Genomic DNA, 10,382 nt, shown 5'->3' with positions numbered 1-10,382 from the left:
GAATGATATACAGAAAATTCAGAAAAATAAAAGGGGGAATAGAAATATGATAAAAAGAAAAAAGGCACTACCAGCAATACTAATAGCTACATTAATGATGACTACAGCTTCATTTGCAACACCTAATAAAGATATGCAAAAATTAGAAAAGGTATTTTTAAACAGGGTAAACGAAAATAGAGCAATGAATCATATAGAAGTTTTATCAGAAGACATAGGGGTTAGAGTAAGTGGAACAAAAGAAGAATACGAGGCAGCAAAATACATAGAGAAACAGTTCAAATCAATGGGGTATAAGACAGAAATACAAGAATTCAAATTTGTTAGAGGTGGACAAGAAGTAACTTCATGGAATGTAATTGCAACTATGAAACCTGGAGTTAAAGGTATAAAAAATGATAAAAATGATACGAATAAAATTGTACATTTAACAGCGCATTATGATAGCGTTCCAAAAGCTCCAGGGGCAAATGATAACGCTTCAGGTGTTGCTTCAATGTTAGAAATAGCAAAATCAATGACTAGTATGGATATAGACAAAGAAGTGAGATTCGTAGCTTGTGGATCAGAAGAAGTTGGACTTAAAGGATCTTATGCATATGTAGATTCTTTGACAGAAGATGAAATAAATAGAAGTGAAGGGAATTTTAATTTAGACATGGTTGCTACAGCATACGAGCCATGTACGGAACTTGCAGTATATACATATAATCAAGGTGAAAATGTTATAACGGACTATATGAAAAAAGCAGGAGAAAAAATTTCTTATTTATCAAATGATGAAGTAGAATATAATGGAGAGTATGATGGACCTATGGGATCTTCAGACCACGTGCCATTTGCTAAAAAAGGTATACCTTCAGCATTATTTATAAATGTAGATCCAGCAAAGAAAGATGACCCAAGATCAGCTATAGAGCCATACTATCATAAGCCAGAAGATCATACAGGAAATGTAAGTGTTGATAGATTAGAAAGAACTGTAAAATTAGTTGGACTAGCAACTCTAGATGCATTAAATGTTGATTAATTAATATGAGTATAAAAAGTACATATAAGTGGATTGAAACACCTGATGATTATTATAAAACTTATTTATTAATTGAAACTTGTAACAACTCAATATATTACATTTTATCTGATGAAGATAAAGGAATAATTTATAGAGCTGGTTTTTTCGAGGCAGGTGGAGATTTTAAAGTTTATAAATACTATAAAAGTACATGGATTATTATGTGTGAAGGGTTTGGTTCTCCAACCAGCCAAGCACTACATATTGGTAATGTAAGTAATATTTATAGAGCCAGCACTAATTACAATATATATGATTTGTTTACGGGAGATAACATAATAGAGTTATAAAATGGATGAAAAAGATAAAATACTAAAAATGTAGTTCGTTTAAATTTATAATACTTATTATAATGAAGTATAAGGTAATGTAAAATAATTTGTGCTTTTAGATTAAATAAAATTGCTGTAGAGTAAGGGAATTACTCTACAGCAAAAATTAATTTAAACTCTATCAGTTGAAAATATATCTAAGGAACTCTTTTATCATTACACTTCCTGGAACAAGGTGTATTTAAAACAAGCTGATAACATTACTATTATCACAAGATGAACGCAAGTCACCCAAATTCTTAGTTATTTTATTGATAGAAGCTACACTCATGCCCAAGCCTAAATCTTTTGTAATTATTCCAGTAAGAAGCTCCTCTATATCTGGGAAAAATGCCATATAGTCTTTAAACTCTTGTTTTACTAAATCATTATCTCTGTTTGCAGCAAGTTTGTCTAACATATAAAAAACAGGATACACATCATCTAGAGTATCTGTTACCTGCAAATCTAAAATATTTCTCTGAACATCATCGCCGAAATTTATATGGGGGCTATATGCATATTTTATTACCTCTTTTAAAGTTTCGTTTTCCATATATTGAGATAAAATTGCTTTTTTATTAATTAAAGAAGGTGTACTTCTTATTTGTCTGAATATTTCCTGTACCTTTATTAGATCTCTTACACTATTAATTAAACTTTCTACATTTTCTAATATCATTTATATACACTCCAATTAAATTATTTTGTGGGTATTTCTTTTTTAACTTTATATAATTGTAGGTTATATTTGATAAAAGGTCACTTAATAGTTTGGTTTTGAATGAAAGTCCTTAATAATTAAATGATTAGATAAAATAAGGTCAATTTTTACAAAATAGATTTATACTGGAAGTTTAATATTTAAAACAAAAGTAAGTATTTACTATTTAATCTGCTGTTTATTAAAGGAACAACTCCTTGAAAACTTAAAATATTTTAAACATATATTTACTCAGTCAAAGGAGTTCCCCATATTGGATAAATATTATTTATTATCAGCAGGAAAAACTATATTAAGATCCTGTCTAATTTTATCCATAGTAAGCATAGTATTAAGAGTATTCTCCAAAGTATTGAAAGAAGAATAAACTGCATTACTATGGCTCAACTCAACTAATTTAACAAACTCTTCTATCTCATAATACATATTATTTTCATGCTGTTTAACACCTATATCCTCCACAGTACCATCCCTATAAACAATCTTTATATTCTCAAAATTATTCATCTTATCAATTATAATACTTCCTTTTTCACCTTGGATCTCAGATGGAATATAAGAGTTTGCAATCTTGGAATAAATCAACACAGCATCCATAGTACCATAATCCAGAATTGCACTTCCTTGACCATCTACACCAGTACTTAGAAGAAAAGTATTAGATTTTATATTATTTGGAGGCCCAAACAAATTTATAATAGGAGCCAAACAGTACACACCAATATCCATAAGAGCACCATTGGACAATTCTTTTTTGAATGCATTTAAAATAGTACCTTCCTTGTATTTATCATATCTAGAAGAGTACTGGCAAAAGCTTGCAAAACATCTTCTAATTTCCCCTATTTTTTGAAGGTTATCTTTTAAGATTTTGAAATTCGGAGTAACAGTGATTCTCATAGCCTCCATTATTACCACATTATTTTCTTTAGCAGTATTTATCATATTCAATGCTTCCTTATAATTTGAAGCAAATGCCTTTTCACAAAGTACATGTTTCTTATTTTGCAAAAATAATATGGCTTGGTCATGATGAATTGCATTTGGTGAAGCAATGTAGATAGCATCTAAATTTTCATCTTTTGACATGTCCTCTAAACATGTAGAGTACTTGTCAAAGTTGTATTTGTCCTTGAAACTTATGGCTGTGGATTCACTTCTTGAGTAGAAAGTATGTAGATTTAAGTTTTCAAATTCTGCGGCTGCTTCTAGGAAGGTGTCTACTATGAACCCGCTTCCTATTACACCTAAGTTAATTATTTTTTTCATATGGTATCTCCTTGATAGTATTTGTAATAAATTTCACTATATTTTTAACTATATCAAATATGGGAATTTTATGCAGTATTATATTTTGGGGTGAGATTAAATACATTTTACCAGGTGTTATTTGTTAATTACAGTTTGAATGTATTGAAATTCTAATGTTTATTGGAATTTTTTATATATAAATTTCCAAAGTGAAATTCATATGGTAAAATTTATACAAAATGTTGAAATTTAGATATTATAGGTGTTATCATAAAATCAAGAACGTTGAAATTACGTTGGATAAACCGTAACATGAGATGTATTTAAATATTATAAAAGTATTATTTTATTTAGTTAAAAAGTGGGATAAACCGTAACATGAGATGTATTTAAATGACACTCGTGTTGATATTGAAAATGATGAAGATTATGATAAACCGTAACATGAGATGTATTTAAATGTCCAATATGCATCTCCGTTATCATCTATATGACCACGATAAACCGTAACATGAGATGTATTTAAATAAAACCAACTCCTTTATTATATATTTTTTATACTGATAAACCGTAACATGAGATGTATTTAAATTACATTATTGTGTAGTACACTTTCTCCATAATATCAGATAAACCGTAACATGAGATGTATTTAAATAAATTTTTCTAAATTGATTTTTTCTTGAAATTTTCGTGATAAACCGTAACATGAGATGTATTTAAATAGCGTTTTTTAAAATTAATTTATTAACTTTTTATTTGATAAACCGTAACATGAGATGTATTTAAATTTTGTTTACCTCTTTCCTTAGTAATGTAATTACTGGATAAACCGTAACATGAGATGTATTTAAATTAGCAATAGCAAACTCTGTATATAAATAGATGTATAGATAAACCGTAACATGAGATGTATTTAAATATTCGCTAACTCATCCTTTGCACTTGGCTTAGATGATAAACCGTAACATGAGATGTATTTAAATAAATATCAATATCTTAAATTAAATAAGTATAGAAAGATAAACCGTAACATGAGATGTATTTAAATTTGTAATAGTTTGTTAATTGGATCTTATTTGCTTCTGGATAAACCGTAACATGAGATGTATTTAAATCCGTTATTTGCAATTGTATTGCCTAATCCAGCTATCGATAAACCGTAACATGAGATGTATTTAAATAAGCAGACTGTATCTAACTGGGAAAATGATAACAGAGATAAACCGTAACATGAGATGTATTTAAATCCACATTGGCTACACATTTTAGATGATGGATAATATGATAAACCGTAACATGAGATGTATTTAAATTTTATAAACTTTTTACTAACTAAATTTTTTACATTTGATAAACCGTAACATGAGATGTATTTAAATAAATAGAATTTTAAAAAGAATGAGAGTATCACAATCGATAAACCGTAACATGAGATGTATTTAAATTCTGATAGTATTTGTTCACTTGACTTTGTTAAATCGATAAACCGTAACATGAGATGTATTTAAATTATTACATTAAGAGGCTATCTCTAGCCCCTCAATAAGATAAACCGTAACATGAGATGTATTTAAATTTTATTGATTCAGTTAATGATTCAATAGGAATACTGGATAAACCGTAACATGAGATGTATTTAAATAAAGATAAAAGAGATGTATGGATACTTTCAAGATGAGATAAACCGTAACATGAGATGTATTTAAATTAAGTATATATTATAATATGTATTGTATTAGTATAAGATAAACCGTAACATGAGATGTATTTAAATCAGTTTATGTCATTGCAATTATACTCCTTTTTATTAGATAAACCGTAACATAAGATGTATTTAAATTCATGAAGCATTAATTTATCGCTATTAGCAGCTAATGATAAACCGTAACATGAGATGTACTTAATAAGTTAAATTTTTTATGTATAATTTTACTGGTTTAAAAGGGAATATAGAATAAAATAGCGAAATATATAAATCGTACTTAACGCTAAATAAATTAAAAATAATAACTGAATTAACCTTAATGTATATGTTTAGAAAACACGTAAGAATATTTAAATTTTATATAGAGCTAAGTAACTATATACTAAATAAACAATAACACATGGTGTAAAAATCCAAAGGGAGGAAATAAATGAAAGTATATGAGATAAAGACAAAAATATTTCTTATGAAAGATCTGTTATCAGAGGAAGCGCAAATTGAAATATGTAGAATAATAGATACTACACTGTCAAAAGATGAAAAATGGCTAGAGTTTCATAAGAAGAATGAATTTAAAAATTATTGTTTTGATTCACTATACCCCATACCTAAAGATAAAATATACAAATCTAATCAAATTTACACATTTACATTAAGAACAATAAATGAAAATTTAGCAAGTTATTTTAATCAATTCTTAGCAAATGAGTACAACAGTACAATCAAATGTTTAACATCGGAAATAAGAATAATCCCCAAAAAATTTATAGAAAAGATATACTCCATAACACCTGCAATAATTAAAGATGGATCAGGTTATTGGAAACACAATCTATCACTTAAAGATTTTGAAAGAAGATTGGTTGAAAATCTTATAAAGAAATACAACAGTATAAATGATACCAAGATAGATGAAGATTTTGAATTCTATACTTCATTAGAATTTAAAAATAAAAAACCATGTTCATTTAAGTATAAAGATATAAAACTACTTGGAGATAAAATATCATTAAATATTTCAGATGATAAAATAGCACAAGATTTAGCATATATGGTACTGGGAACTGGAATTTTAGAGTTAAATGGAAGAGGAGCAGGTTTTATAAACTATAGATGGGTATAAGGAGGTGAAAAAATGCTACAAGATTGTATAGAAATCTTTAAAAAACAATATGAAAAGTATGGGGACAAATTAATAATTGATAATTACATACCTGCTGATGGAAAATATATATTACTGTCTTTAGAAGATGAAGACTATAAGATAGAAGATATAGATATCAAGTACAATAAAAAAACAGGTGAAGTAGACGGGAGAAATAACATATATTTTAATGATATTTGTAATTATGATTACAACAGTCAGCTTATAGAAATGAATAAGCCTATTACTAGTAAAATTATTCAGGGCAATAATTATCTATCTTTTATTATAAAGAAAGAAAGTTTAAGTAATGGAAAACTTACGCAAGAAATAATAGATAATTATTACAAGACTTTATCAAATCCTTATTTGAAATACACAAAGTCTAAAGCAAAGCAAATATATGAGGTAACAGAATCACAATTGGGAAAAATAGATGAAGATTTATTATTAAAGATTAAAGGTTGGATAAAAGAAAATATATTTAAATTAGAAGAACTGGGAATTCCTATTATAGGAAAAGATTATTTGAAAATATTTGTAAAAGTGCCAATAGACAAGTACCAATGTGAATGCAAAAGATACTTAATACCTAACATTTATAATAAAAATGATTTTAATGAAAAAGTAGAAAATATACTATATGGTGTGCCAAGTAATAACATGAATATGAACAGTAAGAAACCTTACTTAGATAATAAATCAAGAAAAGTAAATGTACCATATTTATTGGATAATAATGAAGTATTAATACAAAAGAAATTTTTTGATTACTTAATGAATTATGCAATAAAAGGCAATGTAAATATATACTTAAATGATGAGGGTATTTATCCTTACAAAAATGGAGAATTACCAAACTCAGACTTTCAAGGTATGTATATGAGAATAAAAAAAGGAAAAACAGAACTGGTAATACATAACTATGATTTAGTAACATCTTATAAATATAAATTAAATAAGCCGATTAATTATAAGGATGTATTAGATTTACAAGACAAGGTTAAATCAGATATACCATATGGTATTTGTAAAGATAGAAAAGAATTACAACATATTATAGACAATGTATTTTTTTCAAAATATTTAATCAATAACTATTATACAGAAGCTAAAGATATATCTCTCAAAGATAGTATTATAAAAAGAAACTTACTACTTTCAAGAGAGGCTATATTTAACTGGATATATAAAGGTAATGAAAGTGGAGTTTATGGACTTTTAGACAAAGTATCTTTAGATTTAATAAAAAACTCCATTATCAATGGATACATATCAAAAGCATCGCATCAGTTCAACTTAAAATTTGCAATAACAGATTATTTTAAAGGGGGTAAAGATATGGCAGATACTGTTTTAGAAGTAAAAAACAATCTTAGAACAAAGATAAATTGTGAAAAAACAGAAAGCTTTATAAATGATAAAGAGTACTATTTTGCAGTGGGTCAATTTGTAAATTATTTGTTATCAAAAAGCAAGGGGAAAAATAAACCACACTCATTAGCCAATCCTTTTATTAATGCAAAAAATAACAATGTTATAAAAGAAAAATTAAGAAATTTATATAAGAGATATAACTATGATATAGACATGCATGGAAAGAGAGTAAAAAATCTATATGCAATGATAGTGTCTTATGAGCCAGAAGAAAAAGTAAATCAAGATATGATAATAGCAGGATATTTACATAGTAACTTAATATATGAAAGTAATAAATAAGGGGGAGAAAAATGAAAAATAGAGTTTATGGAGTAATTGGGATAGTATCTAAAATGGCGAACTGGAATGCTGATTTTACTGGTTATCCAAAAACTACATCGGATGGTGATACTTTTGGTAGTGATAAAGCATTGAAGTATCCAATGAAAAAGATGTGGGAAAACCAAGGCGAAAAAATATTATATATAAAATCAATGAAATTATCACCATATGAAAAAAAAGGTAAAGACAAAAAGGTTGAAAAAGGTATTGCACTTGGGCCAAGATCTTTAAAAGAAAGATATGAATATCTAAATGGTGGGTGTAATTTATCAGATTGTAAAGATAGTAAAATAGTTTTAACTAATTTATTTAACTCATTGGATGTTAAAAACTTTGGAGCTACATTTGCAGAATCAGGAAACAACATATCTATTACAGGTGCAGTACAAATTGGACAAGGGTTCAATAAGTATGATGGGACAAGCCCTGAGGAACAACAAATATTATCACCTTTTAGAGATGCTTCAAAAGATAATGCAAATGAAGATTCAGAAGAAGCTAAAAATTCAACTTTAGGAACAAAGATTGTAAGTAATGAAGCTCATTATTTCTACCCATTTGTAATAAATCCAATGGCATATAAGGAGTATATAGAACTTGAAGTAACGGATGGATATACAGAAGATGACTATGCTAAATTTAAACAAGCAGCATTAGTATCAGCTACGTCTTTTGCTACAAATGCCAAGGTAGGGTGCGAAAATGAATTCGCATTATTTGTAGAGACAGAATCTGATTTATATTTACCTAATTTATCAGAGTTTATAAAGTTTACTAAGGGAGATGAAAAAAATACAATAGAGATACAATGCTCAAGTCTATTGAATTCATTAAAAGATAGAATTAATAATATTGAAATTTATTATAATCCTTATACAACTATTATAGAATCTGAAATAGAAGGAGCTAAAAAATTAAATATATTTACACAAAAAGAGGTATAAATCATGAAGGCTTTAAAATTTAAATTATCAGGTAAAACAGCATTTTTTAAAAAGCCAGAAGTTAATTCATATTTATATTTCACCTATGGAAATATCCATAAAGTATCACTGTTAGGAATGTTTGGAGCAATACTTGGATACGGAGGTTACAATCAACATAGATATATGTTAGATAATATAAAGGGTTATAAAGAATCATATCCTGAATTTTATAGTAAATTAAATAAATTAAAAGTATCAATAGAACCTTTAAATGAAAAAGCTTATATTCCTAAAAAAGTGCAATTTTTTAATAACTCAGTAGGATATGCTTCTCAAGAAATGGGTGGAAACTTAATTGTAAAAGAACAATGGCTAGAAAATCCAAAGTGGAATATTTATATACTTATAGACAATGAAGAAGCAAATAAATTGTGTGATTATATTGTTAACTATAAATCTATTTATCAACCTTATTTAGGTAAAAATGATCATTATGCCAATATAACAGATATCGAACTTTACGATAATATACAATGTACTTGTGATGATGATATTAGCAAAATACACTCTTTATGCCCAAAAAAATACATAGAATTTGATATGGAAGACGATGAGGAAGAAGATTTGTTTAAGTATAGTGAACGATTACCAGTAGCTTTAAGTGAAAGAACTAATATGTATGAACTAGAGAGTTTTGTATTTAGTAATATGTGTATAGATTCAATAACTGCTAGAGATATATATGAAATAGATGAAAAAAATATAGTATTCTTTTAAGAGGGAAGGGAACACCCTTCCTTATTTATAGGAGGAACTTTATGGATTACTTTAAAGGAGAGGATTTAATAAATATTGAGTTATTAATTAAAGATAACTTGGATTTTTATGCACATATAGATTCCAATAGAAAAGAAACATTACAAGAACATATAGATAGATGTAATAAGTACTTTTTTAAAATAGATAAATCTAAAAATATAGGATCTATATTTAAAAATTTTGAAGATTTATATTTGGAAAATGCAGATAAATCATCAAAATTACTGTTTAGAAAACTTTTGTTAAATACGATTAATTTCCATGATATAGGTAAAATAAACCCAAAATTCCAATCTGATAAGATGAATAACAAAATACTAAATAAAGAATTATTTGAAGGTTTGGGAAGTAAGCACTCAATAATTTCATCAATATTTTATTTGGATTATTTTATTGAAGAGATAGAAAAATACAAAGACATAGATAAATCAATATTTAAAAAACTATCACACATATTGTTTTTGAATTCTTATATAATTTCAAGACATCATGGCGACTTAAGTGGATTTAATGAATTTGTAGATTCATTTCATGAAGATTATCCTGGGGATACAAGTAAGGTAATAGAGTCATTAGATAATGAAAGTTATAAGGAAATATATAATAAAGATGTAAGTGCATTGATAAAAAAATTAAAAAAGAAATGCTCTAATGTTAGAAAACAAC

At 26.9% G+C, this 10,382-nt stretch carries 9 protein-coding genes and 1 CRISPR repeat array; of the genes, 7 read left to right on the top strand and 2 right to left on the bottom strand.

From position 1 onward, the window contains the following. Positions 1-46 precede the first annotated feature (46 nt). Both NSA58_RS10275 and NSA58_RS10270 read left to right on the top strand, forming a co-directional pair. Complete coding sequence (locus NSA58_RS10275) at positions 47-1,030, top strand: M28 family peptidase (protein WP_052232830.1); 984 nt, start codon at positions 47-49, stop codon at positions 1,028-1,030. A gap of 5 nt (positions 1,031-1,035) precedes the next feature. Then, the gene (locus NSA58_RS10270; RefSeq protein WP_074078919.1) at positions 1,036-1,362 is read left to right on the top strand and encodes a hypothetical protein; all 327 of its coding nucleotides are present in this window, start codon (positions 1,036-1,038) and stop codon (positions 1,360-1,362) included. 223 nt (positions 1,363-1,585) lie between these two features. Here the strand turns inward: NSA58_RS10270 and NSA58_RS10265 are convergent, their stop codons facing one another. Next, positions 1,586-2,065, bottom strand: coding sequence for a hypothetical protein (locus NSA58_RS10265; RefSeq protein ID WP_039678255.1), 480 nt, complete (start codon positions 2,063-2,065; stop codon positions 1,586-1,588). A 306-nt stretch (positions 2,066-2,371) separates the two neighbouring features. After that, positions 2,372-3,376: a Gfo/Idh/MocA family protein gene (locus tag NSA58_RS10260; protein WP_277613732.1), complete on the bottom strand. Its 1,005-nt coding sequence runs from the start codon at positions 3,374-3,376 to the stop codon at positions 2,372-2,374. Positions 3,377-3,657: 281 nt separating this feature from the next. Continuing rightward, positions 3,658-5,267: a CRISPR direct-repeat array (repeat unit 30 nt; unit sequence GATAAACCGTAACATGAGATGTATTTAAAT). Positions 5,268-5,496: 229 nt separating this feature from the next. On the opposite strand from NSA58_RS10260, the gene cas6 reads away from it, so the two are divergent. The 5 genes from cas6 to NSA58_RS10235 form a co-directional block, all read left to right on the top strand. After that, the gene (gene cas6, locus NSA58_RS10255; protein ID WP_074078922.1) at positions 5,497-6,189 is read left to right on the top strand and encodes a CRISPR-associated endoribonuclease Cas6; all 693 of its coding nucleotides are present in this window, start codon (positions 5,497-5,499) and stop codon (positions 6,187-6,189) included. A 12-nt stretch (positions 6,190-6,201) separates the two neighbouring features. Further along, the gene (locus tag NSA58_RS10250) at positions 6,202-7,929 is read left to right on the top strand and encodes a type I-B CRISPR-associated protein Cas8b/Csh1 (protein ID WP_257560430.1); all 1,728 of its coding nucleotides are present in this window, start codon (positions 6,202-6,204) and stop codon (positions 7,927-7,929) included. Positions 7,930-7,940: 11 nt separating this feature from the next. Next, on the top strand, positions 7,941-8,915 hold the full coding sequence (locus NSA58_RS10245; protein WP_074078924.1) for a type I CRISPR-associated protein Cas7: 975 nt from the start codon (positions 7,941-7,943) through the stop codon (positions 8,913-8,915). Positions 8,916-8,918: 3 nt separating this feature from the next. After that, a complete protein-coding gene (gene cas5b / locus NSA58_RS10240; RefSeq protein WP_074078925.1) occupies positions 8,919-9,674 on the top strand; it encodes a type I-B CRISPR-associated protein Cas5b in 756 nt (251 codons plus the stop codon). A 41-nt stretch (positions 9,675-9,715) separates the two neighbouring features. Then, positions 9,716-10,382: CRISPR-associated endonuclease Cas3'' (locus NSA58_RS10235; protein WP_257560429.1), on the top strand; the 667-nt coding region annotated here is incomplete at its 3' end.

This window comes from Terrisporobacter muris (assembly GCF_024621905.1).
Classification (GTDB): Bacteria; Bacillota; Clostridia; order Peptostreptococcales; family Peptostreptococcaceae; genus Terrisporobacter; species Terrisporobacter muris.
The sequence above is the reverse complement of the archived record's forward strand: the minus strand, read 5'-3'. Positions and strand labels throughout refer to the sequence as shown.